The organism is Microbacterium sp. GCS4 (assembly GCF_001262495.1).
GTDB lineage: Bacteria > Actinomycetota > Actinomycetes > Actinomycetales > Microbacteriaceae > Microbacterium.
The window spans coordinates 131,155-145,644 of record NZ_LGYE01000001.1; the positions used below are offsets into that span (position 1 = coordinate 131,155).

General features: G+C 69.1%; 18 protein-coding genes. All 18 read left to right on the forward strand.

All coding sequences use genetic code 11. The features are described 5' to 3' along the window. The 18 genes from AKH00_RS00690 (at position 1) to flgK (ending at position 14,478) form a co-directional block, all read left to right on the forward strand. Positions 1-456 carry a flagellar hook capping FlgD N-terminal domain-containing protein gene (locus AKH00_RS00690; RefSeq protein WP_050720815.1) on the forward strand — a complete coding sequence of 152 codons (456 nt, stop codon included), beginning with the start codon at positions 1-3 and terminating at the stop codon, positions 454-456. A gap of 30 nt (positions 457-486) precedes the next feature. After that, positions 487-1,653: a flagellar hook protein FlgE gene (locus AKH00_RS00695; RefSeq protein ID WP_050720816.1), complete on the forward strand. Its 1,167-nt coding sequence runs from the start codon at positions 487-489 to the stop codon at positions 1,651-1,653. A gap of 106 nt (positions 1,654-1,759) precedes the next feature. After that, positions 1,760-1,990: a flagellar FlbD family protein gene (locus AKH00_RS00700; protein ID WP_050720817.1), complete on the forward strand. Its 231-nt coding sequence runs from the start codon at positions 1,760-1,762 to the stop codon at positions 1,988-1,990. Between the two features lie 2 nt (positions 1,991-1,992). Further along, complete coding sequence (locus tag AKH00_RS00705) at positions 1,993-2,784, forward strand: motility protein A (protein WP_050720818.1); 792 nt, start codon at positions 1,993-1,995, stop codon at positions 2,782-2,784. Further along, positions 2,781-3,614, forward strand: coding sequence for an OmpA/MotB family protein (locus AKH00_RS00710; RefSeq protein ID WP_050720819.1), 834 nt, complete (start codon positions 2,781-2,783; stop codon positions 3,612-3,614). The genes AKH00_RS00705 and AKH00_RS00710 overlap by 4 nt, the downstream gene beginning before the upstream one ends. 7 nt (positions 3,615-3,621) lie before the next feature. Continuing rightward, entirely contained in the window at positions 3,622-4,554 is a 933-nt protein-coding gene (locus AKH00_RS00715; protein ID WP_050720820.1) for a flagellar motor switch protein FliM, read from the forward strand. Beyond that, positions 4,554-5,207 carry a FliM/FliN family flagellar motor switch protein gene (locus AKH00_RS00720; RefSeq protein WP_050720821.1) on the forward strand — a complete coding sequence of 218 codons (654 nt, stop codon included), beginning with the start codon at positions 4,554-4,556 and terminating at the stop codon, positions 5,205-5,207. Before AKH00_RS00715 ends, AKH00_RS00720 begins: the two co-directional genes overlap by 1 nt. A 3-nt stretch (positions 5,208-5,210) precedes the next feature. Further along, a complete protein-coding gene (locus tag AKH00_RS00725) occupies positions 5,211-5,669 on the forward strand; it encodes a flagellar biosynthetic protein FliO (protein WP_050720822.1) in 459 nt (152 codons plus the stop codon). Positions 5,670-5,878: 209 nt separating this feature from the next. Beyond that, entirely contained in the window at positions 5,879-6,625 is a 747-nt protein-coding gene (gene fliP, locus AKH00_RS00730; RefSeq protein ID WP_082297457.1) for a flagellar type III secretion system pore protein FliP, read from the forward strand. Then, entirely contained in the window at positions 6,622-6,897 is a 276-nt protein-coding gene (gene fliQ / locus AKH00_RS00735) for a flagellar biosynthesis protein FliQ (RefSeq protein WP_050720824.1), read from the forward strand. The genes fliP and fliQ overlap by 4 nt, the downstream gene beginning before the upstream one ends. Further along, positions 6,897-7,658, forward strand: a complete 762-nt coding sequence (locus tag AKH00_RS00740; protein ID WP_050720825.1) for a flagellar biosynthetic protein FliR — start codon at positions 6,897-6,899, stop codon at positions 7,656-7,658. The genes fliQ and AKH00_RS00740 overlap by 1 nt, the downstream gene beginning before the upstream one ends. Continuing rightward, entirely contained in the window at positions 7,655-8,758 is a 1,104-nt protein-coding gene (locus tag AKH00_RS00745; protein ID WP_050720826.1) for an EscU/YscU/HrcU family type III secretion system export apparatus switch protein, read from the forward strand. The genes AKH00_RS00740 and AKH00_RS00745 overlap by 4 nt, the downstream gene beginning before the upstream one ends. Positions 8,759-8,799: 41 nt before the next feature. Continuing rightward, complete coding sequence (locus tag AKH00_RS00750) at positions 8,800-10,863, forward strand: flagellar biosynthesis protein FlhA (RefSeq protein ID WP_050720827.1); 2,064 nt, start codon at positions 8,800-8,802, stop codon at positions 10,861-10,863. 158 nt (positions 10,864-11,021) lie between these two features. Continuing rightward, positions 11,022-11,906 (forward strand): DUF4258 domain-containing protein, encoded by an 885-nt coding sequence (locus AKH00_RS17755; protein WP_152926079.1) that lies wholly within the window; start codon positions 11,022-11,024, stop codon positions 11,904-11,906. Beyond that, positions 11,903-12,127 (forward strand): DUF2283 domain-containing protein, encoded by a 225-nt coding sequence (locus tag AKH00_RS00760; protein WP_050720829.1) that lies wholly within the window; start codon positions 11,903-11,905, stop codon positions 12,125-12,127. The genes AKH00_RS17755 and AKH00_RS00760 overlap by 4 nt, the downstream gene beginning before the upstream one ends. 86 nt (positions 12,128-12,213) lie before the next feature. Further along, a complete protein-coding gene (gene csrA, locus AKH00_RS00765; RefSeq protein WP_050720830.1) occupies positions 12,214-12,462 on the forward strand; it encodes a carbon storage regulator CsrA in 249 nt (82 codons plus the stop codon). 121 nt (positions 12,463-12,583) lie between these two features. After that, on the forward strand, positions 12,584-13,066 hold the full coding sequence (gene flgN, locus AKH00_RS00770; RefSeq protein ID WP_050720831.1) for a flagellar export chaperone FlgN: 483 nt from the start codon (positions 12,584-12,586) through the stop codon (positions 13,064-13,066). Positions 13,067-13,071: 5 nt separating this feature from the next. Then, positions 13,072-14,478 carry a flagellar hook-associated protein FlgK gene (gene flgK / locus AKH00_RS00775; protein WP_050720832.1) on the forward strand — a complete coding sequence of 469 codons (1,407 nt, stop codon included), beginning with the start codon at positions 13,072-13,074 and terminating at the stop codon, positions 14,476-14,478. Positions 14,479-14,490: the final 12 nt, after the last annotated feature.

The window sequence follows — 14,490 nt, forward strand, 5'->3', positions numbered from 1 at the left end:
ATGACGATCCCCATCACCGCGAACACGCCGATCGACGCGTCGAGCTCGATGTACACCGGCAGCACGACGGATCCCGCATCCCGCAAGCAGGTGCTCGACGGCGAGGTGTTCCTCAAACTCCTCGTGACCCAGCTCACGCACCAGGATCCGTCGAGTCCGATGGACACCAACGAGATGATCGCGCAGACCACGCAGCTCGCGATGATGGAGCAGCTCACGTCGCTCGCCGACAGCGGCTCCGAGGCGTTCGCGCTCAACATGCGCCAGGCCGCGACCGCGTTGATCGGCCAGGAGGCCGGCTACAAGGACGCCGACGGGAAGACCGTCACCGGGATCGTCACCAAGGTGTCGTTCGACGGCCCCGTCCCGCAGGTCACCATCGGCGACAAGACCGTCGCCCTCGACGTGATCACCGGCGTCACCTCCACGACCACTCCGGCCGCCCCGGCCGCCTGACCCCCGCTCCACACAGGAAGAGAGAACCTCATGCTTCGCTCGCTCTACTCCGGGATCTCCGGGCTCCGCTCGCACCAGACGATGCTCGACGTGACCGGCAACAACATCGCCAACGTGAACACCGCCGGCTTCAAGGGCTCCTCGGTGCTGTTCCAGGACTCGCTGTCGCAGCTCATCGGCAACCCCGGCATCCCCGAAGATCAGGTCGGTGGACGCAACCCCGCCCAGGTCGGCCTCGGCGTGCAGGTGGCCGGCGTCCGCACCAACTTCGCGCAGGGCTCCGCGCAGGCGACGGGTCGCGGGGGAGACCTCATGATCTCCGGCGACGGATTCTTCGCCGTGCGCTCCGGCGGCGAGACTCTCTACACCCGTGCAGGCGGCTTCACATTCGACCCCACGGGAAAGATGGTCACCGCCGACGGCGCGATCGTGCAGGGCTGGTCGGCGCAGAACGGCGCCGTGAACACGGGCCAGGCCGTCGGCAACATCGTGCTCCCGCTGGACGCGGTCTCCCCGGCGCGGGCGACGACCACCGCGGGCGTCACCGGCAACCTCCCCTCGACGGCCGCGGTCGGCGACGAGCTGGTGCGCGACGTGACGGTGTACGACGCGCAGGGGACGCCCTCGACGCTGAGTCTCACGTTCACGAAGACCGCCGCCGGGTGGAACGTCACCGAGCCCGTCAGCGGCGCCGCCGGAGCGCTCGCGTTCACGGACGGGAAGCAGACCGGCGCGGGACTCACGCTCACCGCCGGCGCCGTCTCGGTCGACCTCACGGCCGTGACCGGCTACGCCAGCCTCTCGACCGTCGCCGTCACCGAGCAGAACGGCGCTGCCGCCGGCACGCTGAAGTCCTACAGCATCACGGGCGACGGGTCGATCGTCGGGACCTTCAGCAACGGCGCCACGCAGACCCTCGCCAAGATCGCGATGGCGACCTTCGGCAACCCGGAGGGACTCGAGAAGGCCGGCGGCACCGCGTACCGGGTGTCGGTCAACTCGGGGGCCGTCCGCATGGGCGAGCCCGGACAGGCCGGCTTCGGCAACCTCGTCTCGGGCGCTCTCGAGATGAGCAACGTCGACCTGTCGCAGGAGTTCACGAACCTCATCGTCGCGCAGCGCGGCTTCCAGGCGAACGCCCGCATCATCACGACGAGCGACGAGGTGCTGCAGGAGCTCACGCAGCTCAAGCGCTGATCCTCGTCCACGCCTCCACGCACACGGCCCGTCCTGGTTACCCGGGGCGGGCCGCGTCGCGATAGTCGGGGCAGACTCCCTCCATCCGAACTCCGGAGAACGCCCGATGATCACCGTCACCCGCCTCGACAGCACGAGGTTCGCGGTCAACCCCGACCTGATCGAGCGCATCCAGGAGTCGCCGGACACGACCCTGCACATGGTGGATGGCCACGTCTACGTGGTGCGCGAGGACATGGATGCCGTGATCGCGCTCGTCGTCGACTATCGCGCGCGTGTGCTCGGCGCGGCGCAGGCCCTGACGTCGCACGCACCGGCCGCCCGGACCGAGGTCTGATCGTGGATCCCGCATTCCTCATCGGCGTCGTCCTCGCCTTCGGCGCGCTCGTCGCCATGATCACGATGGAAGGGGCGAGCTTCCAGGCCCTGTTCATCCCGGCGCCCATGATCCTCGTGATCGGCTCGACGATCGGCGTCGGCATCGCGAGCCATACGCTGCGCGACACCAAGCTCGCGGTGCAGAGCCTCGGCCGCATGGTGCGCGGTCCCCGCATGACCCCGGAGGCGGTGATCCCGTTCCTGGTCGGCTACGCCGAGAAGGCCCGCGGCGAGGGTCTGCTGTCGCTCGAGCAGGAGCTCGACGGCGCGCCGGACGACTTCACACGACAGGCGCTGCAGGCGCTGGCGGACGGCACCGACGCGGAGGACCTGCGGACGGTCATGGACGACGAGATCGAGGCGGCTTCGTCCCGCAACCGCGTCGCGGCGAAGTTCTTCGCCTCGCTCGGCGGCTACGCGCCCACGATCGGCATCGTCGGCACCGTCGTATCGCTGACGCACGTGCTCGAGAAGCTGGACGAACCCGACCACCTCGGTCCGATGATCGCCGCGGCGTTCGTTGCGACGCTGTGGGGTCTGCTGTCGGCCAACTTCATCTGGAACCCGATCGCCGGACGGCTGAACCGCATCGGCGCGGTGGAGCTCGAGCGCATGACGCTGGTCGCCGAGGGCATGCTCGCGATCCAGGCCGGAAGCGCCCCGCACCTGCTGCAGGAACGCCTCGAGGCCCTGTCCACCGTCCGGCCCAAGGCCAAGAAGGCCAAGGCGTCCGCGAGCGAGGATGCGGCGTGAGCACCGCGCGGCGGACACGGGGTCGCGGCCACGGCGACGACTCGCACGACGAGCCGGACGAGCGCTGGGCCGTCTCCTACGCCGACATGGTGACGGTGCTGATGTGCCTGTTCATCGTGCTGTTCGCCATCTCGAGCGTCGACGCGACCAAGTTCCAGCTCCTCGCGAACAGCCTCGCCTCGGGGTTCGGGCAGGAGGAGACCCATTCGGGCGGGGCGGACACGGCGGAGGGCGTCGTCGTGCCACCAGAGATGCGGGACGAGGACGGCGTGGTCGACCTGACCACGCCCGCCGACCTGACCGCCCGCGCGACCGCGGAGTACGAGTCGCTCGAGGAGCTCAAGGAGCGGATGCTCGCGGCTCTGACCACCCAGGGACTGCAGAACACGGTCGACTTCGTGATCGACGACCGCGGTCTCAGTGTGGGACTGATCGGCGCCGAGACGTTCTTCGGCGACAACAGCACCGACCTGTCGGCGACGGCCGATGCGGTGCTCGACTCGATCGGCGACGTGCTGGGAACCGTCGACAATCAGGTGAGCATCGAGGGGCACGCGGACCACCGGGTGTCGGCCTACCCGTTCCCGACGAACTGGGAGCTCTCGGGCGGTCGGGCGACGCAGGTCGCACGTTTCCTCGTCGAGCACGAGGGCATCGCGGGGCCGCGGGTCAAGGCCACCGCGTACTCGGATACGCGCCCGATCGTGCAGGGGGACTCGCCGGAGGCGCTCGCCAGTAACCGGCGCGTCGACATCGTCGTCGAGTCGAACGAGGAGGAGCAGGTGCGTGCCCTCATCCCCGCCATCGTCCAGGGAGCCGCAGCGAAATGAGAGACCTGTGACCATCACCGTCGACGAGACCGCCGTGCCCGCCGCGCCGACCGCCGAGTCCGTGCGCGTAGACGGGGCGGACCGGTACCCCGCGTACGACTTCAGCCGCCCCGCACAGCTGGATCGCGAGAGCATCCGCCACCTCGAGGCGGGCTTCGAGGCCTTCGCCCGCCTGTGGTCGGCGCAGCTGACCGCGAAGGTCCGGGTCCGCGCCCACCTCGCACTCGAGCGCGTGGAGCTCGTGTCGTACGAGGAGTACGCCGAGACGCTCCCGCTCACGACGGCCATGGTCGTCGGCTCGCTGGTCGGGCGCGAGGAGCCGTGCGTGGTGCAGTTCGGGCTCGACAGCGCTCTGCTGTGGGTCGTGCAGATGATGGGCGGGCGCAGCACCTCGCTGCCCGAGGCCCGCACGTTCACCCCGATCGAACTCGCACTCGTGCGCCACCTCATGGAGGACACCTTCGAGCACCTGCACGCCGGGCTCGACGGTCTGCTGCCGGGGGAGCCGCGCTTCTCCGCCGTGCACTACAACCCCCAGTACATGCAGGTGATCTCCGCTGCGGCTGCCGTGATCGTCGCCCGGTACTCGATGCGTTTGGGCGACGCCGAGAACACCGCCACCGTCATGATCCCGGCGTCGGCCGTCGCCGATCGGCTCGCCGCCAGCGGATCGGATGCCGCGGCAGCGCACACCCCGGCGCACACCGTGGCGCAGGTGCGCAGCACGCCGCTCGAGCTGACCCTCCGGCTCGCGCCGCTCACGATCGGCGCGGGGGAGGTACTCGACCTCGCGCCGGGAGATCTGCTCCGGCTGCCGCATCCCGAGACCTCCCCCTTCGAACTCGTCGCCGGGAACACGAGGATCGCGCTCGCGACCCCCGGCAGCCGCGGTTCGCGACTGACCTGCCTGATCTCGACCACCTCCGAGGAGACCCACTGATGAGCACCTTCCACGAGACGGCCGTCGCCGCGGCGATCGCCGGCAGGCTGCCGTTCGGCTACCCGGTGATCCCCGCGCCGTCGACGGATCCCGGGGCCGTCGGCTCGGCGATCGTCGCGACGTTCACGGGCACCCCGGGCGCGAGGATCGCGATCCAGGTGCTGGACCCGTCGCAGCTCGAGGACGGATCGCCGACCGCGCCGCTCGCCGACCGGCTGCACCCGATCCTCGAGGCGGCGGTCGCGGTGCTCGGCACCGGCACGCTGGCGGCGGGGGAGGAGGTGCCCGCGGCATCCGTGTTCGCGGAAGCCGGGACGCAGGTCTTCGACATGGTCGACGCCGCAGGAACTGTCGTGGCACGCGCGGCCGTGCGCGTCGAGGGCACCCAGGCGTCCCCCGCCGGCCCTCAGCGGCTGAGCAGGATCGCCGGTGTGGAGATGGAGCTCGTCGTCGAGATCGGACGGACGCGGATGCCGGTGCGCGACGTGCTGTCGCTCGAGCCGGGACGCGTGGTGGAGCTGGACAGGGCCGCCGGCTCGCCCGCAGACATCAAGCTCAACGGCCGATTGATCGGTCACGGCACGGTGGTCGTGGCCGAAGGCGACTTCGCGATCCGCGTCGAGCGGATCCTCGACGGCGCCGAGGTCGTCTGACCCATGGACGACCTGCTCGTCGCTCTGCGCGCGGTGGTCGCCCTGGCCGCGGTGCTCGGCCTGCTGCTGTTCCTCAGCCGACGGCTGCAGAAGAGCCAGGCGCGGGGGGAGAGTCCCCTGTCCGGCCTGCTTCCGAAGGGACTCGGCTCGCTCGCGGCGAGACTGCCATCGCGGCCGACGTCCGCGACGCGTGGCCGCCCGGCATCCCGTCCGCGCGAGCGGGTGAAGCCGCGGCCGGAGAAGATCACGGTCGTCGCACGCACGGGGCTCGGCGGCAAGACGCAGCTCGTCGTCGCCGAGTTCGGCGGCATCCGCTATGTCCTCGGGGTGACCGAGAGCGGAGTGAGCGTCGTCGACACGCAGGAGGCGCCACCCGTCGAGGAGGTCGGCGTCGAGGAGGCGGCGGCCGAGATCGAGCCGCCGAACGACATCGTCGACCGCGCTCTCCGTTCGGTGGCGTGAACCGCCCTCGCCGCGGTTACCGGAGACACGCGATGTCGCGATAGTCGTCCACGAGCACGGATCGCTCGCCCCCTCGGCTACGGATCGGCCACGACACCCTTCTCCGGAGTGCCGCCGTGCCCCCTGCCGCGTCCGTCTCCGCGCCGTCTGCGCGCGAACGACGTCTGCCGCGTGCCGCGATCGTCGTCGCGATCGCGCTGGGCGTCGCGATGCTGTGGGTGCTGTTCACCACAGTCGGGGCGCATGCGGCGACCACGGACCCGACGGACTCGGGTGACGGCACCGGCGGCGGCGTGACGATCAACGGCATCAACGGCACGCCGTCGGACAGCATCATGACGCTGCTGGGCATCACGGTGCTCAGTGTGGCCCCCGCGCTGCTGCTCATGATGTCGAGCTTCACCAAGATCTTCGTGGTGCTCGCGCTGACCCGCAACGCGCTGTCGCTGCCTTCCATCCCGCCCAACCAGGTCCTGGCCGGCCTCAGCCTCTTCCTGACGCTGTTCATCATGTGGCCCGTGCTCACCGACATCAACGCGGTCGCGGTGAGCCCTTTCACCGCGGGTGACATCGACTTCGGGCGCGCGTTCGAACTGGCGCAGGAACCGCTGAGGCAGTGGATGCTCGCCTACACGCGTGAGGAGGACATCGCGCTGATGCACCGCGCGGCACAGATGGACAACCCCGCGGACGTCTCAGCGATCGGTCTGCAGACCCTCGTGCCCGCGTTCATGCTCAGCGAGCTGCGGGCGGCGTTCCTCATCGGCTTCGTGATCTTCGTGCCGTTCCTCGTGATCGATCTCGTGGTCGCGAGCGCGCTGATGTCGATGGGCATGATGATGCTCCCGCCGGTCATGATCTCGCTGCCGTTCAAGATCCTCCTGTTCCTCCTGATCGACGGCTGGGGCATGGTCATCACGGCGCTCGTGCAGTCGTACAGCGGAGGTGGCGGATGAACCCCGAGGCGGTCATGGACATCGGGCAGGCGGCGCTGATCCTCGGCGCGAAGCTCTGCGCGCCGCTGCTCATCACGGCTCTCGTGGTCGGGTTCGCGATCTCCCTGCTGCAGTCGATCACCCAGGTGCAGGAGATGACGATCTCGTTCGTGCCCAAGCTCGTGGCCGTCGGCATCGCGCTGCTCGTGAGCGGGCACTGGATGATCGCCGAGCTCATCGCGTTCTCCAACGAGATGTTCGCGCGCATCCCCGGGCTGCTGAACGGCGGCTGATGGACATCCCGATCGATTTCACCTGGCTCGAGGCCACCTCGCTCGCGTGCGTGCGCATCACGGCGTTCCTCGTGATCGCACCGCCGTTCAGCCACGGCACGATCCCGATGCGCATCAAGGCGATGCTCGGCGTCGGCCTCGCGCTCGCGGTGTCCCCGGTCGTGACCGTCGGCTACGAGCGCCTCGACACCGGGGCGTTCCTCCTGGCGCTCGCGGGCCAGACGCTCACGGGCGCCCTGCTCGGCTTCCTCGTGATGATCCTGTTCAGCGCGATCCAGGGAGCGGGGCACCTGGTCGACACGTTCGGCGGCTTCCAGATGGCGCAGGCCTTCGACCCCGGCATGGCGATCAACGGCGCGCAGTTCACGCGGCTCTTCCAGATGACGGCGATCCTGCTGCTGTTCGCCTCGGACGGGTACCAGCTCGTGCTCGGCGGGTTGTTCCGCTCGTTCGACGCCGTGTCGGTGAGTGGCGCGATCGACCTCGCCTCCCCGGCCGAGGCTCTGGTCGGCGCGGCCGGGCAGATGATGCTCAGTGCGGTGCAGATCGCAGGCCCGCTGCTGATCGTGCTGTTCCTCGCCGACGTGGGCCTCGGTCTCATCACGCGGGTCGCGCCCGCACTGAACGCGTTCGCGATGGGCTTCCCCGTCAAGATCGCCCTGACCCTTGTGCTCGTCGGCTTCGTGTACGCCGCGCTCCCCGGTGTGGTGGGCGCGATCGCCGAGGACGCGGTCCGCACCATCCTGGGGGTGATCCGATGAGCACCGCCGACACCGGGGAACGCACCGAGAAGGCGACCGAGCAGCGGCTCCGCGAGGCACGGCGCAAGGGACAGATCGGTCGGAGCCAGGACTTCACCGCCTGGGTGTGCATCGCGGCCGCCGGGGTCATGATGGTCCCGACCCTGGCTTCGGGCACGCAGGTGGCGACCGAGCTCTTCCTGCGGGTCGCCCAGGTGGCGCAGCACCCGACGGATGCCGCGGCGCTCGACGCCCTGGATGCCGCGATCTCCTCGCTCGGCGGCATCCTGCTCCCTATGCTCGTCGTCGTGCTGCTCGCGACCACCGCGACGGCGGTCGCCCAGGGCGGCATCCACCTGCGCGGCGTGACCCTGCGGGCGGAGCAGTTCAACGTCGTGTCGGGGCTCAAGCGGGTCTTCGGCCAGCAGGCGCTGTGGGAGGGCGTCAAGGCGCTGCTGAAGACCGTCGCGATCGGGCTGGCGCTGTGGATCGTGGTGTCGGGGCTCGTGCCCGTGCTGATGGCCAGCGGCAGCCACAACATCACCTGGCTCCTGGAGCAGGCCGCCGGAGGCGCGGTCGCGCTCCTCCAGGTCGCCGTGGTCGTCGGCATCCTCCTCGCCGCGATCGACGTCGCCGTCGTCATGCGTCGCAACCGCAAGCACACGCACATGACGAAGAAGGAGGCGAAGGACGAGCACAAGAAGACCGAAGGCGACCCGCTCGTGCGCTCCCAGCGGCGCTCGCGTCAGATCGCCCTGAGCCGGAATCGGATGATCGCCGCCGTGGGCGACAGCGACGTCGTGCTCGTGAACCCGACCCACGTCGCGGTCGCACTGCGCTACGAGCCGGGAACGTCCGCACCGCGGGTCGTCGCGAAGGGGGCAGGAGTCGTCGCGCAGAAGATCCGCGAGAAGGCGGAGGAGGCCGGTGTGCCGATGGTGCGCGACGTCCCGCTCGCACGCGCGCTGCATGCTGCGTGCGACATCGGCCGCGAGATTCCTGAGGAGCTCTTCACGGCCGTCGCCCAGGTGCTGGCCTTCATCGAGCACCTGAAGCGCCGCGGTACGGCACGCGGCACCCATACCATGCCTTTCGCGAACACCCGAGAGCGCGGGCTCTGACTCCGGTCGGCACCGCACACGCACGAGAGAACGAGAGAAGAATGATCGGTCAGGTCCTGTCCAAGGCCGCAGTGCCCGTCGGTGTGGTCGGCATCATCCTGCTGCTCATCGTCCCGATCCCCACGCCGCTGCTCGACGTGCTCATCGTCGTGAACATCTCCTTCGCGCTGCTGATCCTGCTCACGGCGATGTTCGTCAAGAAGCCGCTCGAGTTCTCGGTGTTCCCGAGCCTGCTGCTCGTCGCGACGCTGTTCCGCCTCGGCCTCAACGTCGCATCCACGCGACTCGTGCTGAGCGAGGCTCACGCGGGACAGGTGATCCAGGCCTTCGGTCAGATCACGATCGCCGGCTCTCTCGTGATCGGCGCCGTGATCTTCCTCATTCTCACCGTGATCCAGTTCGTCGTGGTCACGAAGGGCGCGGAGCGCGTCGCCGAGGTGGGCGCGCGCTTCACGCTCGACGCCATGCCGGGCAAGCAGATGGCGATCGACGCCGACCTCAACGCCGGCCTCATCACCGAGGCAGAGGCGCGCAGGCGCCGCGCGGAGGTCGCCGCCGAGGCGGACTTCTACGGAGCCATGGACGGTGCATCGAAGTTCGTGAAGGGCGACGCCATCGCCGGCATCGTCATCGTCGTCATCAACTTCGTCGGCGGCATCGTCATCGGCATGGCGCAGCACGGCATGGAGATGGGCGACGCGCTCGAGACGTACAGCATCCTCACGATCGGCGACGGTCTGGTCACCCAGATCCCGGCGCTGCTCATGGCGGTCTCCACCGGCATGATCGTGACCCGTGAGAACGTCGAGGCCGAGATGGGCCAGGCCGCCGGACGCCAGCTCCTGCAGTCGCGGAACGCGCTGCTGATCACAGGACTGGCCGCGTGCGCCATGGGGTTCATCCCCGGGATGCCGCTGCTGGTGTTCCTCGCGATCGGCGCCGTCCTGCTGTTCGCCGCTTCACGAGTGCGCGCCAACGAGGCCCGCGAGGCGGCCCTCGTCACCGACGCGCAGCAGTTGGAGGCCGCGGAGGCCGCGGCCGAAGGCCCCGAGGATCTCATGGACCGGATGCGCGTGCACGCTCTGGAGATATCGCTCTCGCCCGACATCGTCGACCTCGCCTCCGGCGGGCCCGGCGATCTGCTCACGCGCGTGAAGTCGCTGCGGCGCAAGCTGGCGCTCGAGATCGGCATCCTCATGCCGCCGGTGCGCACGCGCGACAACATCGACCTCCCCGCGCAGACCTACGCGCTGCTGATCGCCGGTGTCGAGGTCGGCCGGGGAACCGTTCCGCGCGGGCACGTGCTCGCGATCGGGGCGGGGCTCGAGCAACTGCCGGGAACTGCGGTGACGGATCCGGTGTTCGGGCTGGAGGGCAAGTGGGTCCCGGCAGAGATGTCGCACGCAGCGGACATGGCCGGAGCGACCGTGATCGATCGCGCGAGCGTCATCATCACGCACCTGTCGGACGTGGTGCAGAGCCAGGCCGACCGACTGCTCTCCCTGGAGGACGTGCGCCAGCTCACCGAGCACCTCAAGCAGTCGAGCCCCGCGACCGTCGAGGAGCTCACGCCCGCGATGCTGTCGCTCGCCGCGATCCAGCGGGTGCTGGCCGGATTGCTGGCGGAGCGAGTGGCGATCAACGACCTCGCGCGGATCTATGAGGCGCTCGCGCTGCGCGCCAAGACCGCGACCGACACCCCGGGGCTGATCGAGGCGGCTCGCGCTGCTCTCGGGCCGGCCATCGCGGCGCGGTTCGCGGACGATGGTCGCCTGCGCGTCGTGATGTTCGACCCGATGCTGGAACAGCAGATGCTGGAAGGGATGCGGGTCGTCGACGGACAGCCGCAGATCGTGCTCGCGCCCGAGGCGACCATGCAGCTGATCGAGAGCATCCGCCGCACCGTGACGGAGATCGATCCGTCCGGAGCCGAACCGGTGCTCGTGTGCGCTCCTTCCCTGCGGGCCGCGGTGCGCCGGATGGTCGCCGCCCAGGTGCGCGGTCTGCCGGTGCTGTCGTACGACGAGGCGGGCGCCGGTGGATTCGCGACCGACGTGGTCGGCGTGGTCCGCATCGCGACGTCTGCGCTCCCGATCGCGAACTGAGCAGGCGCCGCCGCCGCCGAATTGACACGCCTCGTGTTCGGCATTCATCGACGTCACGCGTTGCTGTCGAGCACGCATACCGCCATACAGGACCGATCGGGGGACGATTCTCGAGTATTCCTACTACCCGCTGAGGCACCGAATGACAGGACAAGCCAGTGCAACGACATCCATCCATCCACAGCAAACTCAGCGCATGTCTACTCACAGCAACAGTTCTGACATCTTCGGGGGTTGTTGTTCATGGCGTCGATGAATCGGAGCCGATCCATCCTGCCGCCATCGTCGAGGAGGTAGTCCCTGAGGTCGTGGATGCTGCGGCGCTCAGCGGCGCGGCGGGAGAAGGCGTCCAGATTCCGTTGGACCCCGGCGAAGGCATCGGTCTAGTCACGGCCGAAGGTCCCATGACGATCGATGTCCCGGAGGGTGAAGGAGAGCCACAAATAGTCGTGGCCGACGACGGCGTCGTCGGGTACGTGAACGGCGATGGTTCCAGCACCCTGCCGTTGGCCCACGCAGACGGAGGTCTGCAGGTGCTGACCGTCATCGAGACATCGGATGCGCCGTTCTCATACGAGTACGCGTTAACCCTCCCGGAAGGCGCAGCGCTGATCCTCAATGATGACGGCAGTGTGTCTGTGGAGAGTGGCGACGGGAACCTCCTCGCATATGTACCTGCACCATGGGCCAGAGATGCAGCGGGTGCGAGCGTACCGACCTATTACCGTGTGCAGGGAAGTTCTCTAGTGCAGGTGGTGCAACATCAAGGAGCCGCCTACCCCGTAGTCGCAGACCCATTCTGGATTCCTGTGCTCAGGCTTGTGGCACAGTGGTCGAAGCACGCGCTGAAGCAGATCGCGGAGCGAAACATCACTGAGAACCTCGTGAAGATTGCTCTGCAGGAGGGTCGCAGGACGAAGGGTAAGGAAAAGGGCACCTCGGTGTTCGAGGCGAGTGGGATTCGAGTCGTCGTCAACGACAAGACCGGTACCATCATCACCGTCACCCGCTCCGGGGGCGGAGGGAGCAGTGGAGGGCGATGAAGATCCGATACGACCCTGAGGTGGACGCCGCGTACCTCACCATCGGATCGGATATCCGAGACGGTGAAGCCGTGACCCAGATCCCCGAGATCTCCCCACCGACGGGACGAGGGGAGATCATCCTCGATTTCGACGCCGAGGGTCACGTGATCGGTATGGAGATCTTGTCGGCCAGCACGGTCCTTCGGCCGGAGGTGCTCGCTCAGGCCATTCGGCTTTGACGCTGGTCCTCTCATTTACGAGGGGATCGTGCGCTAGTTTGGTGTGCGGGCGCGCGTCGGTGCGCCAGCCATGGAAGGCGGACGGCATGCTGGTACTCACGAGACGCGCGAACGAGAGCATCCTCATCGGCGACGACATCACGGTGACGATCCTCGCGGTCACGCCCGGGGGAGTTCGCGTGGGCATCGACGCCCCTCGGGACAAGCGGATCAACCGAGCCGAGATCGTCCTCGCGATCGGTGACGCCAACCAGGAGGCCGTCCAGGCCTCGTCCGACGAGGCCGCGGAGTCCGCGCTGCTGGGCGCTCTCGCACGCATCAGCACGACTCCCTGAGCCTGTCAATGGGGAGTTCTCCCCATGCTGCCCGAGTTACCCCGCATCCCGTTGTCGCGATAGTCGTGAATGTGACGGGCGGGGACCCGTCACGGACCACTGATCTGACGAGGTGACCACCGTGGCCGCTCATGACCTGAGCATGCAGCTGATGCGAGAGCGCGATCTGCTCGAGGTGCTGCTCTTCAAGCTCGACGAGCAGCAGATGCTGCTGGCGACCGGGCGGAACCGCTGGATTCACCACGCCGCGAACGAGGTCGATCGCGTTCTCGCGGCGATGCCGACCGTCGCCCTCTCGCGAGACACACTGGTCGTCGCGGTGGCGGACGAGTGGGGCGTGCCCGAGGCGACGACGCTGCGGGAGCTGATCGACGCCGCGCCCACCGATGCCTGGCGCGACGTCATGTCCGGCCACCTCGATGCCATGACGACGCTCGCCGATGAGATCGCGGAGATGAAGAAGGTCAACGAGCAGCGCCTGCGCACGGCGATCCGTGTGACGCAGGAGACCATCGCCGGGCTCGGCACACCGACGGGGGAGTACGACCCCTCGGGAGACGTCGTCCGCGACGGCGACGCCCGCCTCCTCGACACGAGGGTGTGACGCGGATGTCCTCCTTCGCCGGACTCCGGCTCGCCGAATCCGCCCTCGCCGCGGCACGCGCCGGCATGACCGTCACGGGTCAGAACATCGCGAACCAGACCACAGCGGGTTATACGCGACAGCGTCTGGAGCAGACGCCGTCGGCTGCCCCGGGGCAGTCGGGGCTGTGGCCGACGAAGTTCGGGGTCGGTTCCGGTGTGGACGTGACGGGCGTCGCGCGTCTCGGCGACAATCTTCTCGATGCGCGGGTGCGGGATGCGCTCGGCGCCTCGGGGTTCTGGGTCGCGCGCGCCACGGCCGCCGGGCAGGCCGAAGCAGCCATGGCCGAACCCACAGCGGACGGACTCGCCGCGAACCTCAACCGCTTCTGGGCCGGCTGGTCCGATCTCGCCAACACGCCGGATGCCGCGGCGGCTCAGGTCGTGCTCACGAACGCACAGGTCCTCATCGGCCAGGTGGCTGCGGGCTACCAGACGGTCGCAGGGCAGTGGACGGATCTGCGCGGCCAGGTCGATCGTCAGATCGCCGACGTCAACGCGGTCGCCGGCCAGGTCGCGACCCTCAACGGACAGATCCGCGACGCGCTCCTCTCGGGGCGCAACGCGAACGAGCTGATCGACCAGCGCGGCGTGCTCGCGCAGCAGCTGGCCTCAGCGGTCGGCGCCACGGGCGTCGTCGAGACGGACGGCACTCTCACGATGCGCGTCGACGGCAACGCCCTCGTCTCCGGCGACACGAGCCGATCGCTCGTGGTGAGCGGCCCGCGCGAGATCGCCGACGGCGGCAGCATCACGGTCGCCTGGGCCGATCGCCCCGGTACGCCGGTCAGCGTCACGGGCGGCACGATCGGCGGCACGATCAGCACGCTGGCTCCGGCCTCCGCCGGTGGCACGCTCGCCGGCGTCGCGGCCGCCTACAACGAGACGGCGACCGCCCTGGCGACCGCCGTGAACGACGTGCACCGCACCGGTGCGACGCCGACGGGCGCGCCAGGCGGCGACTTCTTCGCCCTCGACCCGAGCGGCCCGGCCGCGCTCGGTCTCCGCGTGATCCCGACCGGACTCGCCGACCTCGCCCTCGCCGCGCCGGGTGCCGGTGCGAAGGACACGACGATCGCCGACCGCATCAGCGCGCTCGGCGCTGCGGCGACCGGTCCCAGCAAGGTCTGGTCGAGCTTCGTGACCGGGTTCGCGGTCACGGTCGCCGGCGACAGGCAGCGCGCCGACATCGCCGACATGGGCGCCGTCGCCGCCGTCACCGCGCAGCAGTCGAACGCCTCGGTCGACGGCGACGAGGAGACCATCAACCTGCTGACCTACCAGACCGCGTATCAGGCGGCCGCGCGTGTGCTCACCGCGGTCGACGAGGCGCTGGACCTGCTCATCAACCGCACCGGCCTGGTGGGCCGCTGATCCCCGGAGGAC

Bases quoted from the DNA above. Each gene is read 5' to 3' on its own strand.
- AKH00_RS00700 (WP_050720817.1), top strand. From the start codon at position 1,760: ATGATCACCGTCACCCGCCTCGACAGCACGAGGTTCGCGGTCAACCCC.
- csrA (WP_050720830.1), top strand. From the start codon at position 12,214: ATGCTGGTACTCACGAGACGCGCGAACGAGAGCATCCTCATCGGCGAC.
- AKH00_RS00725 (WP_050720822.1), top strand. From the start codon at position 5,211: ATGGACGACCTGCTCGTCGCTCTGCGCGCGGTGGTCGCCCTGGCCGCG.
- AKH00_RS00695 (WP_050720816.1), top strand. From the start codon at position 487: ATGCTTCGCTCGCTCTACTCCGGGATCTCCGGGCTCCGCTCGCACCAG.
- AKH00_RS00750 (WP_050720827.1), top strand. From the start codon at position 8,800: ATGATCGGTCAGGTCCTGTCCAAGGCCGCAGTGCCCGTCGGTGTGGTC.
- AKH00_RS00745 (WP_050720826.1), top strand. From the start codon at position 7,655: ATGAGCACCGCCGACACCGGGGAACGCACCGAGAAGGCGACCGAGCAG.
- AKH00_RS00690 (WP_050720815.1), top strand. From the start codon at position 1: ATGACGATCCCCATCACCGCGAACACGCCGATCGACGCGTCGAGCTCG.
- AKH00_RS00760 (WP_050720829.1), top strand. From the start codon at position 11,903: ATGAAGATCCGATACGACCCTGAGGTGGACGCCGCGTACCTCACCATC.
- flgK (WP_050720832.1), top strand. From the start codon at position 13,072: ATGTCCTCCTTCGCCGGACTCCGGCTCGCCGAATCCGCCCTCGCCGCG.
- AKH00_RS00720 (WP_050720821.1), top strand. From the start codon at position 4,554: ATGAGCACCTTCCACGAGACGGCCGTCGCCGCGGCGATCGCCGGCAGG.
- AKH00_RS00740 (WP_050720825.1), top strand. From the start codon at position 6,897: ATGGACATCCCGATCGATTTCACCTGGCTCGAGGCCACCTCGCTCGCG.
- fliQ (WP_050720824.1), top strand. From the start codon at position 6,622: ATGAACCCCGAGGCGGTCATGGACATCGGGCAGGCGGCGCTGATCCTC.
- fliP (WP_082297457.1), top strand. From the start codon at position 5,879: ATGCTGTGGGTGCTGTTCACCACAGTCGGGGCGCATGCGGCGACCACG.